This window comes from Enterobacter sp. EGD-HP1, from assembly GCF_000733275.2.
Lineage (GTDB): Bacteria > Pseudomonadota > Gammaproteobacteria > Enterobacterales > Enterobacteriaceae > Enterobacter.
Genome location: NZ_AVOP01000001.1, coordinates 13,397 through 30,463 on the forward strand (window position 1 = coordinate 13,397; position 17,067 = coordinate 30,463).

The following is a 17,067-nucleotide window of genomic DNA, read 5'->3' on the forward strand; positions in this document are numbered from 1 at the left end:
CGTTTACCAGTTCCACAGCGTGCCGTCTTCAAGACGGGCCACCGGCAGATAGGCAGGATCGTACGGATACTTCGCTGCCAGTTTTTCATCAAACTCGATGCCCAGCCCCGGCTTGTCGCCCGGATGCATATAGCCGTTATCAAAGCGCCAGCTGTGCGGGAAGACGTCCAGCATCTGTTCGGAATAGCCCATGTACTCCTGCACACCGAAGTTCGGCACCCACAGGTCGAAATGCAGCGCGGCGGCGTGGCATACGGGCGAGAGATCCGACGGACCGTGCGAGCCGGTACGCACCTGGTAGAGCGAGGCAAAGTCCGCGATGCGACGCATCCCGGTGATCCCGCCCGCGTGGGTAAGGGTGGTGCGAATATAGTCGATGAGCTGCTCTTCGATGAGCTGCTTGCAGTCCCAGATGCTGTTAAACACTTCCCCCACCGCAATTGGCGTCACGGTATGCTGGCGGATCAGGCGGAAGCAGGCCTGGTTTTCCGCAGGCGTTGGATCTTCCATCCAGAACATGCGGAATTCCTCGATGCTCTTGCCGAAGCGCGCCGCTTCGATTGGCGTCAGGCGGTGGTGCATGTCGTGCAGGAGATGTTCATTAAAGCCGAATTGACTGCGCACCGCGTCGAACAGCTTCGGTGTAAAATCGAGGTATTTTTCGGTGGACCACAGCTGCTCTTCCGGCCAGTCGCCTTTGGTCGCAGGCTCGTAGGCCAGCCCTTTCCCTTTGGCCATGCCGTAGGTGGTTTTCATGCCCGGTACGCCGCACTGAACGCGGATCGCCTTAAAGCCCATCTCTTTATGACGAGCGTAGTCTTCCAGCACGTCGTCAATGGTGTGACCGGTGGTGTGGCAATAGACCATCACCCCTTCACGGGATGCGCCGCCCAGCAGCTGGTAGAGCGGCATGTTGGCCGCTTTGGCTTTGATGTCCCACAGCGCCATATCCACGGCGGAGATGGCCGACATAGTGACCGGGCCGCGACGCCAGTAGGCGCCCTTATAGAAGAACTGCCAGATGTCTTCGATGCGGTGCGCATCGCGGCCGATCAGCTGAGGGCAAAGGTGATCCTTCAGGTATGAGGCAACGGAGAGCTCGCGTCCGTTCAGCGTAGCGTCACCGAGGCCGACAATCCCCTCATCGGTGGTGATTTTCAGGGTGACAAAGTTCCGCCCCGGACAGGTAACAAACACGTCAGCCGCGACAATCTTCATAATTCCTTTCCTTACATCGTTCGTTGTGATGCTCGAAATTTACCCACCAACCCTACTACCATACAAGTATAACGATCGTGAAATCAGCTGACGATCACAAAAACCGGGAGCTCAGGCCCGCCCCCATCCCGCCACAATGATCAGCATACCGCACAGGGCAATCAGCGCGCCGGCCCAGTCGTAGGCGCTGAGCTTGACGCCGTCCACCACGCGTAGCCACAGCAGCGCGGTACAGACATAGACACCGCCGTAAGCGGCGTAGACGCGGCCGCTGGCAGCCGGATGCAGCGTTAACAGCCAGACAAACAGGGCCAGCGCAACGCTTGCCGGAATGAGCAGCAATACGGATCCGCCCTTTTTGAGCCAGAGCCAGGGCAGGAAGCAGCCGATGATTTCGCATAGCGCGGTAGCAAAAAAAAGCAGCGTTGTTTTAAGCATATTTCACATCAGGTGAGGATTTATTTAGACATCATACCTGATGATGCCCTTTACTTTTCCATACTTGCCCCGCGGGTATGCCGTCATTTCGCTTTGGTGTAGAATCTGTACGGGGTAACTTGATTATCTGCACCCATATAAAAGGAAACGCTATGACCACATTAAGCAAACGCCTTTGTCTGACAGCCCTGCTGGCGCTGTCATCGTTCGCCTTTGCCGCCTCTGCGACAGCGGAAACCAGCAAGCTCATTATTGAGTCTGGTGACAGCGCGCAAAGCCGCCAGAACGCCGCTATGGACAAAGAACAATGGAATGACACCCGTAACCTTCGTCAGAAGGTCAACAAACGTGCTGAAAAAGAGTGGGACAAAGAAGATGTCGCTTTTGACGCGCGCGACAAGTGTCAGCAAAGTGCGAACGTCAATGCCTACTGGGAGCCTAACACCCTGCGCTGCCTGGATCGCCGCACCGGCCGCACGGTAGCCCCGTAATGTCGGCTTCGTGTGACGTTAAGCTCCGTCCGCTGGAGCGTGAGGACCTGCGCTTCGTCCACCAGCTCGACAATAACGCCAGCGTGATGCGTTACTGGTTCGAAGAGCCTTATGAGGCCTTTGTCGAGCTGTCGGATCTCTACGACAAGCATATTCACGATCAGAGCGAACGTCGTTTTGTGGTGGAGTGTGAAGGTGAAAAAGCCGGACTGGTGGAGCTGGTAGAAATCAACCATGTTCACCGTCGGGCGGAGTTTCAGATCATTATTTCCCCTGAGCATCAGGGGAAAGGCCTTGCCTCACGGGCAGCGAAGCTGGCAATGGATTACGGGTTCAACGTTCTGAATCTCTACAAGCTCTATCTGATTGTGGACAAAGAGAACGAGAAAGCGATCCATATCTACCGCAAGCTGGGCTTTATGGTGGAAGGCGAGCTGATTCACGAGTTCTTTATCAACGGTGAATACCGCAATACCATTCGCATGTGTATCTTCCAGCATCAGCACCTGGCCGGACACAAGCCGTCAGGCGCCAGCCTGCTGAAACCTACCGCGCAGTGAGAGTAATGCCCCCCCATTGAGCCGTTCTTGCCGGGTGGCGCTGCGCTTACCCGGCCTACATGGTGCAAGAATATCAATATGTTGCACGCTTCATTGTAGGCCCGTGCAAGCGTAGCGCCGCCGGGCGAAACGCACAAAATGCACTTTCCTCTCAATAATATTCAATCGTGTTTTTGATGGTGTACTTGTGCTCAACGGCAGGTTTGACGCTGTCGTCCGTGATCGTCAGATCGCAGCTCACCGGGTTATTGTGTCGATCGTAATCGCAGCTCTGCTTGACGTTGCCCATCGGCTTGTCATTCAACATACTCACTGCCGTGTAATCCATCCTTTTGCGAACATCTTTAGACGGCGTTGACTGGACGGAGAGATGCCGATCGCCGGAGACGGTGGTTTTGCCCAGCGGGTAGCCATCCGCATCGTAGCGATACTTCACTTCCATCTCTTTGCCGTGCGCCGCCACCACAAAACCGTTGTCGTCGGTATCCCACGTCACCCCGGCTGACGGCAGTTCGGCCAGCTGGCATTTCCCCTGCAGCTTCACTTTTCGCTGCTGAGTTTCCGCATCAAGGTAGTAATTGGCATCCAGCACCAGCGCCACGCCGGTGTTGGCCTCCAGGTCGTGCAGCTCCAGCGTATCGAAACACCCTTCCGTCGACACGGTGCCGGTAACCCGCTTGGACACTTCCCCCTTCTCATTGAACAGCGTCTGGGTAAAGTCTTTGACCGGGCCGCGCAGAGGATCAAAATCAAACTCGTTTGAAAAACTCGCCATCTCTGGCGTAAACGACAGCGGCGTGGAGCTGTTGTCACACCCCACCAGTGCTGCTGCCAGTAGCGTTATCGCTGCGTATTTCTTCACATTTATTACCGTACAGGGAGATTATTCCCAATCATATTAGCAAATACAGTTGTTTACACGAAGCCTGCTAGAATTAATCTACACACAGAGACAAGGAGCTACAAATGAAACGGTTACCCTGGATTACCGCCCTGCTGTTAATGAGTGCCTCAACGGCCGCGCTGGCAGCACCGGATTCCTGCGAACGCGTGAAAAGCGACATTCAGCAGAAGATTATCAACAACGGCGTGCCTGAATCTGGTTTTACGCTGAGCATTGTGCCGAACGACCAGGCAGATCAGGCGGGCACACAGGTGGTGGGCCACTGCGCCAACGACACCTTTAAAATTTTGTACACCCGAACCGGCAACGGGGCTGCTGACGCCCAGTAATTTACCCTCAATCCCCTTTGATTTGATGAGGATTAAGATCTAATACCCCCAAATAAGTAACACTCACCCCATCATTAGCCCGGTTGTAATCACGGGTAAAAATAATACGTAATCTCAATGTTGGGGTGAGCCATGTCTGAGGTCGATCATCACGGCGGTATTAGCCGCCGAACTCTCGTGAAATCTACGGCTATAGGTTCTCTGGCGCTTGCCGCTGGCGGGATCTCGCTTCCTTTTGGTTTAAAAAGCGCCGCCGCGGCGGTGAAAGATGCCGTTCAGCCTGCTGAAGATAAAGTGGTGTGGGGCGCCTGCTCGGTCAACTGCGGCAGCCGCTGCGCATTGCGTCTGCACGTCCGCGACGACGAAGTGTACTGGGTCGAAACGGACAACACTGGCGAGGATATTTACGGGAACCATCAGGTGCGCGCCTGCCTGCGCGGACGCTCTATTCGCCGTCGCATTAACCATCCTGACCGTCTGAACTACCCGATGAAACGCGTGGGCAAACGCGGTGAAGGCAAGTTCGAGCGCATCACATGGGATGAGGCGCTGAACATTATCACCGCCAGCCTGAAAGACGTGGTGGCCAAATACGGCAACGAGGCGGTGTATATTAACTACTCCTCCGGCATTGTCGGCGGCAATATCACCCGCTCCTCTCCTTACGCTTCGCTGGTGGCACGCCTGATGAACTGCTACGGCGGTTTCCTGAGCCACTACGGCACCTACAGCACGGCGCAAATCGCCTGCGCCATGCCCTACACCTACGGCAGTAACGACGGCAACAGCACCTCTGACATTGAAAACACCAGGCTGGTGGTCATGTTAGGCAATAACCCGGCGGAAACGCGCATGAGCGGCGGCGGGATTACCTATTATCTGGAGCAGGCTCGCGAGCGCTCCAACGCGCGCATGATCGTTATCGATCCGCGCTATACCGATACGGCAGCCGGACGCGAAGATGAATGGATCCCGATCCGCCCGGGTACCGATGCCGCGCTGGTGGCGGGTATCGCCTGGGTCTTGATCGACGAAAACCTGGTCGACCAGCCGTTCCTGGATAAATACTGCGTTGGCTACGACGAAAAAACGCTGCCGGAAGGCGCGCCCGCTAACGGTCACTACAAAGCCTATATTCTCGGCCTGGGGGATGACCACACGGCGAAAACCCCTGAGTGGGCTTCCCGTATTACCGGCATTCCAGCGGATCGCATCGTTAAGCTTGCGCGCGAGATAGGCTCCGCGAAACCGGCCTACATCTGCCAGGGCTGGGGACCACAGCGTCAGGCGAACGGTGAGCTGACGTCCCGCGCCATCGCCATGCTGCCTATTTTGACTGGTAACGTGGGGATCAACGGCGGTAACAGCGGCGCGCGTGAGTCAACCTACACCATCACCATTGAACGTATGCCGCTGCCGGATAATCCGGTCAAAACGCAAATCTCCTGCTTCAGCTGGACGGACGCCATCGCCCGCGGACCGGAGATGACCGCCCTGCGCGACGGCGTGCGCGGCAAGGATAAGCTGGACGTGCCGATTAAGTTCATCTGGAACTACGCGGGCAACACCATCATCAACCAGCACTCCGATATCAATAAAACCCACGATATCCTGCAGGATGAGAGCAAGTGCGAAATGATTGTCGTCATCGACAACTTCATGACCTCGTCGGCGAAGTACGCCGATATCCTGCTGCCGGACCTGATGACCGTCGAGCAGGAAGACATCATTCCGAACGATTACGCCGGGAACATGGGCTACCTGATTTTCCTCCAGCCCGTGACCGCGCCGAAGTTTGAGCGCAAGCCCATCTACTGGATCATGAGCGAAGTGGCAAAACGGCTCGGGCCGGATATCCATCAGAAATTCACCGAGGGACGCACGCAGGAGCAGTGGCTGCAGTACCTGTATGCCAAAATGCTCGAAAAAGATCCTCAGCTGCCGTCCTATGACGAGCTGAAAAAAATGGGCATTTATAAGCGTAAGGATCCGAACGGACACTTTGTGGCCTATAAAAAATTCCGCGAGAACCCGGAAGCCAATCCGTTGAAAACGCCATCAGGCAAGATTGAGATATACTCCAGCAAGCTGGCGGAGATTGCGTCCACCTGGGCGCTGGAAAAAGATGAGACCATCAGCCCTCTGCCCGTCTACGCCTCGACCTTTGACGGCTGGGATGCGCCCGAGCGCGCGCAGTTCCCGCTGCAGCTGTTCGGTTTCCACTTCAAAGCCCGTACCCACTCAAGCTACAGTAACGTCGACGTGCTAAAAGCGGCCTGCCGCCAGGAGGTTTGGCTTAATCCTGTTGATGCCGAAAAACGCGGCATTAAGAACGGCGATACGGTGCGCGTCTTTAACGATCGCGGTGAGGTGCGAATTGAAGCGAAAGTGACGCCGCGCATCATGCCCGGCGTGAGCGCCATGGGCCAGGGCGCCTGGCACGATGCCAATATGAGTGGCGATCGTATCGACCACGGCTCCTGCATCAACACGCTGACGACCCATCGACCTTCTCCGCTGGCAAAGGGCAACCCGCAGCACACCAATCTGGTGCAGATTGAGAAGGTGTAGAGGTGAAACGCGAGACCCTGGTTTATTCTATGGTCAGTATTATCGGTTAATACAGCCGCGCGGGGGTCATCCGCGCGAGCAAGGAAGGTTTAATGAAAGACGTCTCACATCGTGAATCGTTCGCGTTCAGCGCCCGTGTGCTGGGCGCGCTGTTTTATTTCGCTCCCGACAGCGAGCAGACCGCGCCGCTGGTGAAAGCACTCACCGCTGGCGAATGGGTTCAGGACTGGCCCCTGCCAGCGGAAACGCTGCAGCCCGTTGCCGATACCTTTGCCTCATCTTCCGATGAGCCGCTGACGGACGCCTGGCAACGGCTGTTTATCGGCCCTTATGCCCTGCCCGCTCCGCCGTGGGGTTCCGTCTGGCTGGACCGTGAATCCGTATTGTTTGGTGACTCCACCCTCGCGCTGCGCCAGTGGATGCGGGAGAACAATATTGCGTTTGAGATGCAGCAGAATGAACCGGAAGATCATTTCGGTACTTTGCTGCTGCTGGCCGCGTGGCTGGCCGAGAATGGCCGCGAGTCGGAGTGCGCTCAGCTTCTGGCGTGGCACCTGCTGCCGTGGAGCACCCGTTTCCTGTCGGTGTTTGTCGACAACGCCGGGCATCCGTTTTATACCGCGCTGGGTAAGCTTGCGCAGCTGACGCTCGCGGACTGGCGATCCGGGCTGCTTATTCCGGTTGCGGAAAAAACGCTGTATCGCTAAGGGATGTGGCTTGCTCGCCGGTGGCGGGCAAGCCTATAGCTTATACCTCTCCACCTGATTCACTCGCACTCTCTTTGCTTTGAATGAACCGAAGTGCCAGATAGAGATCCGGTGCCAGAATCATGTCATCATCATTCATTGTTGGCCGACTCTCTTTAAACCAGCGGGTTAATTCCGTTTTCCTGCCCGCAAGGATTAATTTAATCTGTCGACCTTTCAGGTCACGTTTTAACTCATTAATGGTTGCCAGAACGCTGATGTCTGAATAGGTGAAGCAAGCAACGGCATCAATGACCACCCATTTAGGTTGTAATGCGGCACCATCAACCAGGTTCAATACCCGACGTTTAAAATAAGCCACATTAAAATAGGTCAACGGTGAGTTAAATCGATACATCAGCACGCCAGGGACCATTTTAATATCGGTTGTATTACCTAGTGAGTGAATCATTCCCTCTTCGTCAGTACCCAGTAAATGCTCAGAGGGGCGAAACACTGTACGAAGGAACTGTAACAGGCCAAGCAACACCGCAAGGCCGATGCCCTGGATAACGCCGATAATTAACACACAGCCAAACGTGAAGAAGGCCAGGCGAAACGCCTGTTTATTTCTGCGCCTCAGGTTCCATAACCCGCGTAAATCAATCAATGACCACGAGGCATACATTAGAACGATACCTAATGCAGATACCGGAATAAATTGTAATGGCTGAGTGAAAAACACCACTACGATACCGATGAGTAAGGCTGCAACGATGGAAACCAGCTGACTTTTTCCACCCACTGAGTCATTAACCGCGGTCCTGGAATCGGCGCCACTGATAGCAAACCCCTGTGATAACCCAGACATAATGTTCGCAATACCCAGCGCTCGGAACTCTGCATCAGCATTAATTTCGTAGCCATTTTTCGCGGCGAAACTGCGGGCGGTCAGCATCAGACTCACAAAACTGACCAACGCCAGGTTCAGCGCCGGGATCACTAAATCACGCATCGGACCGGGCTGGAACGCCCCCCAGTTAACGACGGGTAAACCTGACTGGAAGCCACTCCCCCCAATAGTGGCAATACCATACTGCTGCCCAGACGTCGCCCACACCAGTACCGTAGTCATCACAATGGCAATCAACGGTGCTGGCCAGTGGCTACGATACGTTTTGATAACCATTAAAATAATTAACGTTAAGAGTGATATCCCTACGGTTAATAAATGGCTTTCCGAAAGTCGGCCAGGCAAGGCCATTATTTTTTCAATAACCTGCGCTTCATCTAGCGTGATCCCCAAAACCTTGCCTAATTGCCCGACAATAATCGTCACGGCTACGCCATTAAGCAACCCCGTAAGAATGGGATGAGAAAGCAGATCGGCAAGTGCGCCCAGGCGAAACTTACTGGCAAGCAGGCACCACCCGCCCATCATCAATGTCATGATGATTGTCAGCTGCCAGTGCAGTTCGGGATTACCCGCAGAAAGAGGAAAGACGACGGCCGCGATCACCGCGCAGGTCGTGGCATCAGGCCCGACAATAAGCTGACGTGAAGAACCAAACAGTGCATACGCTATCATCGGTAAAACGCAGGAATAGAGCCCCACGATTGCCCCAACCCCCGCCAGCTCAGCATAAGCAATCGCAACGGGTAGCGCGACAGCGGCCACGGATAACCCGGCTTTAACATCCTGTTTCAGCCAGCTTTTATCGTAGGCTAACAAATTTTGTAACCCTGGCATGTAGTTTAATAAAACTTTTCCGAACACGTTATTCTCCGGATATAAATATTACCCACGCAATGTTGGCACACTTCTCAGTGAGGTTCTGGCTTTCAAATGCTCCGGATTAAGACCGCCCCTGTTCAGAATCTAATAACACTTCAACTAATTTATTATTCTGACTGGTGTTAAACATAGTTCAAAACTACCGCTTGCGACTATTCATCGTCTGTGAACGTATCGGCTTCAGGAGAATAATGTTGGCAAACGCATGCCAGCTTATGCCCGTCAGGATCGCGCAGATAGGCAACATAAAAATCGGGACCGTACGCGGTTCGTGTTCCTGGCTCGCCTTCACTCTTCCCTCCCGCAAGGAGGCCTGCTGCATGAAACCGTCTGACAAGGTCAGCGTTATCTGCATGGAATGCGAACATTGTTCCGTTTCCCGCCGTTGCGGGTTGTCGGTCAAAAGGAGGACAAATACAGAAGCTGAACCCCTCATCCGGATTATTTTTATCTCCCCACATTGCCCAGTCCTCTGTCCAGGCGGGCAAACGTGAATAGCCGAGCACGTTAAAAACAGCGTCGTAAAACGCCACGGCGCGCTGAAGGTCATTTGTACCTATAGTGATATATGTCAGCATCTTGTCACATCCTCTTTGCCGTTTATCTGAACAAACATTATACCTGAGAGGGTAAGGTCATCTCAGCCCCCCAACCCGTGACGTGAAGACCTCACGTTTCCGAATGTATGCTAAAATTTGTTCAGCTGAAGGCCGTAGAGCAGGCCTTATAATTTCAGTACGTTAGCCAAAGTGAGCGAATATGGAGAATATTCCACATAAGCAGACGGATCGGAAAAGATATCCCGCATGGCTGTGGTGCGGAAGTTTTTATCTGGTTACATTGCCTTGCTCTGCAGATGAAATAAATCTGTATTCAATAAACACTGGCTCATACGTTTATCATCTGACGCATAATCACGGACAATACACAGAGAACTTTGAAAATAAGTTTGTATCCGTGGAGAGGAAATTCTCGGATTCGTCGAAATACAGTGTTGTGCTAGGCACAATGAAAAACAGCTTTAATGACAGATGTCTGGCTGCCGGCGTGAGAAGAGACTGGGCTGGATGGGATAACGGTTGGGTTTTTAAGGGAATCTATGGTTATGTAGGTGAATTTTTCTTTGATACATTCGATGATTGTGGCGACCATGGTTCATACCATGATTTTAAAAAAGTCACAGGGATAGGATTCTCTCCGTACATTTATCATGGGTTCCAGTATAATTTTACCTCTTATTTTGGAATGGATGTGGGGCTAATCATCCCCTCTGTGTTTGTCATTACAGCACAATGGAGCTTTAGATAAATCCGACTTCGGGCTATCACCCGCTTCCCCGTGAGCTGCGAAACGTCCGCTGAGGTGAGCACTTCAGCAGAAGTCGTGGTGACGGTTGACTTCCCGGACCGCACGTTTAGCTAAATCAGAACAGGGGGTTTGATCGCAAATGCCGCAGATTGCTTCAAAATAATTACCGTATTTGTTATATTGTTGTTTATTGCTTATTCACCTCTGCGGTGCCAAAAAGAACAAGATTCACCGCAACCCAGGATACAAAAATGTTAGATTACCGCTTCCCGACAGCTTTGCAGATGGTTCTCAGCGTAGCAATGGCGGAGCAATTGGGTGAACGTTCGACGAGTGCGATTCTGGCCTATGGTCTGGAAGCAAACCCGAGCTTCATCCGCAAATTGATGGTTCCTCTCACGCGTGACGGCATTATCGTCTCAACCCTTGGCCGTAACGGCTCGATTCATCTTGGACGCCCGGCGGAAGAGATCACCCTGCGCGATATCTACCTTTCCGTCATTGAAGATAAAAAGCTGTGGGCATCGCGCCCTGACGTACCGGCCCGCTGCGTAGTCAGCGCTAACGCCTGCTGGTACTTCAAGTCTATCTCCGAAGAAGCTGAGCAGGCGTCGTTAGCGGTATTAGCCCGCCATACCGTGGCAAGCGCGCTGGAAGAAGTGAAAAAAGCCGATACCAGCGGCTGCGATCCGGTGCCTGAACTTATCGCCAAGTATAAAGAAGCCCTTTAACTTCACTTGAGTGCAAAAAAAAACCGCCTTGCTATGAAGGCGGTTTTTTATTATCTGCAGCATTCCTACGCGGGCAGAATGTCCCTTTCCTCTTTTTTCCGGCGCGTCACGAACTTACGCAGCGTCACGTAAAACACCGGCGTCAGGAACAGACCAAACAGCGTCACGCCCAGCATCCCGGAGAAGACCGTGATCCCGGTGACGCCACGCACTTCTGCGCCCGCGCCGTGGCCGAGGATCAACGGAATGGTCCCGGCAATAAAGGCAATCGAGGTCATCACAATCGGGCGTAAACGCAGGCGGCACGCCTCCAGCGCGGCTTCCATGATGCCTTTACCCTGAATTTCCAGCTCGCGGGCAAACTCCACGATAAGAATCGCGTTTTTACACGCCAACCCCATCAGAACCACCAGCCCCACCTGCACGAACACGTTGTTATCGCCACCGGTCAGCCAGACGCCAAACAGCGCGGAGAGCAGGGTCATCGGCACGATGAGGATCACCGCCAGCGGCAGCGTCCAGCTTTCATACAGCGCCGCCAGCACCAGGAACGCCAGCAGCACCGCGACCGGGAAGACGATCAGCGCCGTATTCCCCTGCGTGGCCTGCTGGAAGCTCAGATCGGTCCATTCAATGTTCATCCCGTTCGGCAGGATCTGCTTAGACATCGCGTCCAGTTGGGTCATCGCCTGCGCAGACGAGAGCACGCGCGGGTCGGCATCGCCAATGAGGTCCGCCGCCGGGTAGCCGTTGTAGCGGATCACCGGATCTGGCCCGTAGGTGGTCGTGATTTTCACCATGCTGCCAATCGAAACCATTTCGCCCTGGCTGTTACGGGTGCGCAGATTCGCAATATCTTCCACGCTGTCGCGGAACTGCCCGTCGGCCTGCGCCATCACGCGCCAGGTGCGCCCGAACTGGTTGAAGTCATTGACGTACGACGAGCCCAGATAGGTTTGCAGCGTACCGAAAAGATCGGTCAGCAACACGCCCTGCGCTTTCGCCTTATCACGGTCTACCTGCACGTCCAGCTGCGGAACGTTAGCCTGGTAGGTTGAGATCGGGAAGTGCATTCCCGGCGTCTGCATAATCGCGCCGGACATGGTGTTTACCGCATTTTGCAGCGCGCCATAGCCCAGACCGCCGCGATCCTGAATGTACAGGGAATAGCCCGACCCCTGACCCAGCCCTAAAATCGGCGGCGGCAGAATGGAGAAGCCAAAGCCTTCCTGAATTTGCGCGATTTTCGCGTTGATCTCCGCGTTAATTTCCGCCGCAGTATGTTTACGCTGGTCGAACGGCTTCAGGCCGAAGAAGACCGTCCCGGTATTCGGCGTGTTGGTGAACTGCAGCGCGTTCAGCCCCGGGAACGCCACAGCGTAGTCCACGCCTTTGGTATTCATCCCGATTTCGCTCATTTTGCGGATCACCGCGTCTGTGCGCGCCAGCGACGAACCTTCCGGCATTTTCACGCCGCCAATCAGGTACAGCTTGTCCTGCGTCGGAATAAACCCGCCGGGGACCGCTTTAAACATCACGCCTGCGGCACAGAGCAGCAGCAGATACACCACAAATACCGAGCCGCGTCGGCCCAGCGTTTTGCCTACCAGCCCCTGATAGCCGTTTGAACTGCGGTGGAAAAAGCGGTTAAACGGACGGAAAATCCAGCCGAACAGACGGTCGATAAGCCGGGTCGGGAAATCTTTCGGCGCGCCGTGCGGTTTTAACAGCAGTGCCGCCAGCGCCGGAGAGAGCGTCAGCGAGTTAATGGCGGAGATCACCGTCGAAATCGCGATCGTCACCGCAAACTGCTTGTAGAACTGCCCGGTTACGCCCGAAAGGAACGCCATTGGCACAAACACCGCGCACAGCACCAGCGCAATCGCGATGATCGGCCCGGACACTTCGCGCATCGCCTGATGCGCCGCCGCAAGCGGAGCAAGCCCCTCTTCGATATTTCGCTCGACGTTTTCCACCACCACGATGGCATCGTCCACCACGATGCCGATGGCCAGCACCAGCCCGAACAAGCTCAGGGTATTCAGCGAGAAGCCCAGCAGGTAGAGAATGCTGAAGGTACCCACCACCGAAACCGGCACCGCGATCAGCGGAATGATCGACGCACGCCAGGTTTGCAGGAACAGGATCACCACCAGCACCACCAGCACCACCGCTTCCAGCAGCGTTTGCACCACCGCACGGATGGAGTCGCGCACGAAAACGGTCGGATCGTAAGGTGCCGCCCACTTCATGTCCGCCGGGAAGCGCGTGGACAGTTCGTCCATTTTCGCACGCACCGCGTTAGACAAATCAATGGCGTTCGCCCCCGGCGACTGGAAGATACCAATCCCGACCGCGTCTTTATTGTTCAGCTGGGAACGCAGCGCATAGCTGCCGGACCCCATTTCGATACGCGCCACGTCGCGCAGGCGGACGACCGTACCGTCCTGCGTCGTTTTCAGGACAATATTGCCAAACTCGTCTTCGGTGTGCAGACGCCCCTGGGCGTTAATGGAGATCAGGAAATCGCTCTCTTTCGGCAGCGGCTCGGCGCCAAGCTGGCCGGCGGACACCTGCACGTTCTGCTCCTGCATCGCCGTAATCACGTCCGACGCGGTCAGCCCGCGGGCCGCCACCTTGTTCGGATCCAGCCAGACGCGCATTGCGTATTCACCTGAGCCGAAAATCTGGATCTGGCCGACGCCGGGCAGGCGCGCCAGCTCGTCTTTTACCTTCAGCGTGGCGTAGTTACGCATATACAGGGAATCGTACTTGCCGTTAGGCGAAAACAGATGCACCACCAGCGTCAGCGTCGGGGACTGTTTCTGGGTGGTAATCCCCAGACGCCGCACGTCTTCCGGCAGACGCGCTTCGGCCTGCGCAACGCGGTTTTGTACCTGAACCTGCGCCTGATCCGGGTCGGTTCCCGGACGGAAGGTGACGGTGGTCACCAGCACGCCATCGGAACCCGCGACGGACTTCATGTACATCATGTTCTCAACGCCGTTGATCGCCTCTTCCAGCGGCGTCGCCACGGTCTCGGCAATCACTTTCGGGTTGGCACCCGGGTACTCCGCGCGCACCTGCACGCTTGGCGGTACGACGTCAGGATATTCGCTCACCGGCAGCAGCGGGATGGCGATTAACCCTGTGATAAAAATCAGAATCGACAGGACCGCGGCAAAGATCGGCCTGTCGATGAAAAAGCGGGAAAAGTCCATGGGTTGGATTCTCAGGTCAAGGGATCAGTTGAGGGCGCTGGTGGCGGTCATGGCAACGGTTTTCGCGTTAACCGGCATACCCGGCATGAACACTTTTTGTAAACCCTCGACGATGACTTTGTCGCCAGGGTTCAGCCCCTGCCGCACGATGCGTAAACCGTCTGCCAGACGGCCCGGCGTGATGTCACGACGCTGCGCTTTCCCCTCTTTATCGACGATATAGACGTATTTACGATCCTGATCGGTCAGCACCGCTTTGTCGTCGATAAGCGTGGCTTTGAACTCCGCGCTGCCCGGCAGGCGTACGCGGGCAAACAGTCCCGGCGTGAACTGACGCTGCGCGTTATCCAGCAGCGCGCGCATACGGATGGTGCCGGTACTCGGCGTCAGCTGGTTATCCAGGAAATCTACTTTGCCCTGATGGGGATAGCCCTCCTCGCCCGTCAGGCCAATCTCAACCGGAAGCGCCGTGTGATTGCTGGACGCCCCCTGCCCGCTGCGGGCCAGATTTTGGTAGTGAAGGTAGGTCGACTCGTCCACGTCAAAGTAGACGTAAACCGTTTTCTGCGACACCAGCGTGGTGAGGACGCTGGCGGTGTCGCCCGCCGTCACCAGGTTCCCGCTGGTGATCAGCGCCCGGCTGGCGCGACCGTCGATAGGCGCGGTGACTTTGGTGAAGTCCAGGTTAAGCTGCGCGGCGTCCACTGCCGCCTGGGCGGCGCGAATATCGGCCTGCGCCTGAGTGGCGGCCGAACGACGCTGCTCCCACTCTTCACGGGAGACAACGTTGGTATTGACCAGCTTATCGGTACGGTTGGCCTCACTTTGCGCCAGGCTGGCCTGGGTTTTGGCTCTCGCCAGGTTCGCCTGCGCCTGTTCCAGCGCCGCGCGATAGGTTCGGTCGTCAATCGTAAACAGCACCTCGCCCTTCTTCACTTCCTGGCCGTCGGTGTAATTCACTTTATCAATGTAGCCGGAAACGCGCGGACGAAGCTGAACGCTCTCCACCGCCTCAATCCGACCGTTAAAGCTATCCCACTGGCTAATGGATTTCACCACCACGTCAGCCGCGCTGACGGCGGGCGCGGGTGGCGCGGCGTTTTGCGCGACGCTGTTGTCGCATCCGACGAGCAGCACGGAGAGCAACATGACCCCCAGCGCGTTCAGATGAAAGTTACCCCAGGTTTTTTGCAGGCTCATTATTTTTATTCCGGTAATTGTCGCCGCCGGGCAAGACGCAGCAGGAGGCACCGCGCCACTTCCTTTGTCCGGTGGCTGTCTTAAGGCCATTTGTGTCGTTCATCGCCACAAAACTGTAACAGTTGCGAATACACTATCGCGGCGATTGTAGGAAGGCGCTTAACTAAGTGCAAGAATAATTGTTGCACTTTATGTGCTATTTGAGCAGATGTGAAAAGACCCGTTTCGCTCAGGGATTTAAATGCAACAATAAAACTTGCAATTAATGCGAAAACGAGCCACCTTTTAATGCAACAGACAAAGATACTTTTTGACAGGCAGCGTGGGGGTAACCAGATGAACACTGGCGCATTTATGCATGATTTACTCGACTGGATCGACAACAACCTGGATAGCCGTCTGGACATTGAGTCCGTCGCCAGGCGTTCCGGCTACTCAAAATGGCACCTCCAGCGCCTGTTTAAAGAGCATACGGGCTATCCCCTCGCCGGGTATATTCGCGCGCAAAAGCTGCAAAAATCGGTTGAGCGCTTAACCCGCAGCGATGAACCGATTCTGAACGTGGCGATCGCGCTGGGCTTTGACTCCCAGCAGTCCTTCAACCGCAGCTTTAAGCGTCAGTATGGTCAGGCGCCCGGGGCATGGCGGCGGAGCATGGGTGCCCCGGAAACGCAGCAGCTACGCTAGCAATGAAGTTGTCACGGATGACATCCTCCCTGCCTGCGTCCCAGGCGATGCCCACCGTCCAGCTGATTGACTCTCCCGTTAGCGGAATCATCACCAGCTCCGGCGGTGCGATATGCGTCACGCTGGTGGGCAAAATGGCCACACCGATACCCGCAACCACCATCGCGACGATAGTTTGGATATCGTCAGTCAGCTGAGTCGATGAGATGAAAAGGCCGTTGTCATGCAGGAAGCGGTCAATCTGCGCGTTTAAACCCCGTCCTCGCTCATCATACAGCCGCAGCAGAGGGCGTTTCGCGAGCCACTCTGCGACAGACAGCGTTGGCGACGCGGCGGGCGCAACCAGGACCAGCCGATCGGTAAATAACGGCAGGTATTCAAGCGCCACGGGGGGCGGAACCCTGACAAAACCGACCTGCAGCTCATCATTTTGCAATCGCTCGTACTGCTGGAAGGAAGGCAGATCCGTCAATGACATTTCTACTTCCGGGTAGTCCCGACGAAAGTCAGCGATACAGCGTGGCGCCAGATAAAAGCTTGAGAGTCCGAACCCGACGGAAATATGCCCTTCAACCCCTTTCGATACCCGCTCAGCATGCTGCATAAATTGCTGGGTCTGCCTGACCACTTTTTCAGCCTCCGGCAACAAACGCCTGCCGCTGGCCGTCAGCATTGCGCCGTGACGACCTCGTGAAAACAGAGACATCTTCACCAGAGATTCGAGGAGATTAATCTGTTTGGTCAACGCCGGCTGCGAGATAAACAGCGCCCGCGCCGCATCGGCATAATTTCCTTTTTCAGCCAGCATCAAAAAGGCCTTTAGCAACCGGGTGTTCATTTTTGCATTCCAGATGGTTATCGAATTCGGAAATGATTTGATTATACAGTTATCGGCAATCGTTATGTAATTCAGTCTCGATCACAACCG

General features: G+C 55.3%; 16 protein-coding genes. 8 read left to right on the forward strand and 8 right to left on the reverse strand.

What is annotated here, in order from left to right; all coding sequences use genetic code 11:
- Positions 1–3: 3 nt before the first annotated feature.
- Both manD and N037_RS00060 read right to left on the reverse strand, forming a co-directional pair.
- The gene (gene manD, locus N037_RS00055; RefSeq protein WP_032638183.1) at positions 4–1,218 is read right to left on the reverse strand and encodes a D-mannonate dehydratase ManD; all 1,215 of its coding nucleotides are present in this window, start codon (positions 1,216–1,218) and stop codon (positions 4–6) included.
- 111 nt (positions 1,219–1,329) lie between these two features.
- On the reverse strand, positions 1,330–1,656 hold the full coding sequence (locus tag N037_RS00060; RefSeq protein ID WP_021241222.1) for a YnfA family protein: 327 nt from the start codon (positions 1,654–1,656) through the stop codon (positions 1,330–1,332).
- Positions 1,657–1,808: 152 nt separating this feature from the next.
- Between N037_RS00060 and N037_RS00065 the strand changes: the two genes are divergently transcribed.
- Positions 1,809–2,147, forward strand: coding sequence for a DUF1283 family protein (locus N037_RS00065; RefSeq protein WP_023335541.1), 339 nt, complete (start codon positions 1,809–1,811; stop codon positions 2,145–2,147).
- Positions 2,147–2,707 (forward strand): spermidine N1-acetyltransferase, encoded by a 561-nt coding sequence (gene speG, locus N037_RS00070; protein WP_023335540.1) that lies wholly within the window; start codon positions 2,147–2,149, stop codon positions 2,705–2,707. Before N037_RS00065 ends, speG begins: the two co-directional genes overlap by 1 nt.
- Positions 2,708–2,858: 151 nt before the next feature.
- Here speG and N037_RS00075 read toward each other — a convergent pair whose 3' ends face one another.
- A complete protein-coding gene (locus tag N037_RS00075) occupies positions 2,859–3,569 on the reverse strand; it encodes a YnfC family lipoprotein (protein ID WP_032638185.1) in 711 nt (236 codons plus the stop codon).
- A gap of 104 nt (positions 3,570–3,673) precedes the next feature.
- Here N037_RS00075 and N037_RS00080 point away from each other — a divergent pair, with 104 nt between their 5' ends.
- The 3 genes from N037_RS00080 to dmsD all read left to right on the forward strand — a co-directional run bounded on the left by N037_RS00080 (position 3,674) and on the right by dmsD (position 7,218).
- Positions 3,674–3,940, forward strand: a complete 267-nt coding sequence (locus N037_RS00080; RefSeq protein WP_023335538.1) for a DUF1161 domain-containing protein — start codon at positions 3,674–3,676, stop codon at positions 3,938–3,940.
- Positions 3,941–4,072: 132 nt separating this feature from the next.
- On the forward strand, positions 4,073–6,511 hold the full coding sequence (gene ynfE, locus N037_RS00085) for a selenate/tellurate reductase subunit YnfE (RefSeq protein ID WP_032638186.1): 2,439 nt from the start codon (positions 4,073–4,075) through the stop codon (positions 6,509–6,511).
- A 92-nt stretch (positions 6,512–6,603) separates the two neighbouring features.
- The gene (gene dmsD, locus N037_RS00090; protein ID WP_032638187.1) at positions 6,604–7,218 is read left to right on the forward strand and encodes a Tat proofreading chaperone DmsD; all 615 of its coding nucleotides are present in this window, start codon (positions 6,604–6,606) and stop codon (positions 7,216–7,218) included.
- Positions 7,219–7,258: 40 nt separating this feature from the next.
- Here dmsD and N037_RS00095 read toward each other — a convergent pair whose 3' ends face one another.
- Entirely contained in the window at positions 7,259–8,974 is a 1,716-nt protein-coding gene (locus N037_RS00095) for a SulP family inorganic anion transporter (protein WP_032638188.1), read from the reverse strand.
- A 170-nt stretch (positions 8,975–9,144) separates the two neighbouring features.
- Complete coding sequence (locus N037_RS23250) at positions 9,145–9,570, reverse strand: VOC family protein (protein ID WP_023335534.1); 426 nt, start codon at positions 9,568–9,570, stop codon at positions 9,145–9,147.
- A 181-nt stretch (positions 9,571–9,751) separates the two neighbouring features.
- Here N037_RS23250 and N037_RS23255 point away from each other — a divergent pair, with 181 nt between their 5' ends.
- Positions 9,752–10,300: a hypothetical protein gene (locus tag N037_RS23255; RefSeq protein ID WP_231686659.1), complete on the forward strand. Its 549-nt coding sequence runs from the start codon at positions 9,752–9,754 to the stop codon at positions 10,298–10,300.
- Positions 10,301–10,551: 251 nt separating this feature from the next.
- Positions 10,552–11,031: an RrF2 family transcriptional regulator gene (locus N037_RS00105; protein WP_023335532.1), complete on the forward strand. Its 480-nt coding sequence runs from the start codon at positions 10,552–10,554 to the stop codon at positions 11,029–11,031.
- A gap of 65 nt (positions 11,032–11,096) precedes the next feature.
- On the opposite strand, the gene oqxB is transcribed toward N037_RS00105, so the two are convergent.
- On the reverse strand, positions 11,097–14,252 hold the full coding sequence (oqxB, locus tag N037_RS00110; protein ID WP_032638190.1) for a multidrug efflux RND transporter permease subunit OqxB: 3,156 nt from the start codon (positions 14,250–14,252) through the stop codon (positions 11,097–11,099).
- A 24-nt stretch (positions 14,253–14,276) separates the two neighbouring features.
- Positions 14,277–15,452 (reverse strand): efflux RND transporter periplasmic adaptor subunit, encoded by a 1,176-nt coding sequence (locus tag N037_RS00115; RefSeq protein ID WP_023335530.1) that lies wholly within the window; start codon positions 15,450–15,452, stop codon positions 14,277–14,279.
- Between the two features lie 336 nt (positions 15,453–15,788).
- On the opposite strand from N037_RS00115, the gene N037_RS00120 reads away from it, so the two are divergent.
- Positions 15,789–16,139, forward strand: coding sequence for a helix-turn-helix domain-containing protein (locus N037_RS00120; protein WP_032638191.1), 351 nt, complete (start codon positions 15,789–15,791; stop codon positions 16,137–16,139).
- Here N037_RS00120 and N037_RS00125 read toward each other — a convergent pair.
- Positions 16,063–16,977 (reverse strand): LysR family transcriptional regulator, encoded by a 915-nt coding sequence (locus N037_RS00125; RefSeq protein ID WP_197278564.1) that lies wholly within the window; start codon positions 16,975–16,977, stop codon positions 16,063–16,065. The two genes, N037_RS00120 and N037_RS00125, sit on opposite strands and share 77 nt — an antisense overlap.
- Positions 16,978–17,067: the final 90 nt, after the last annotated feature.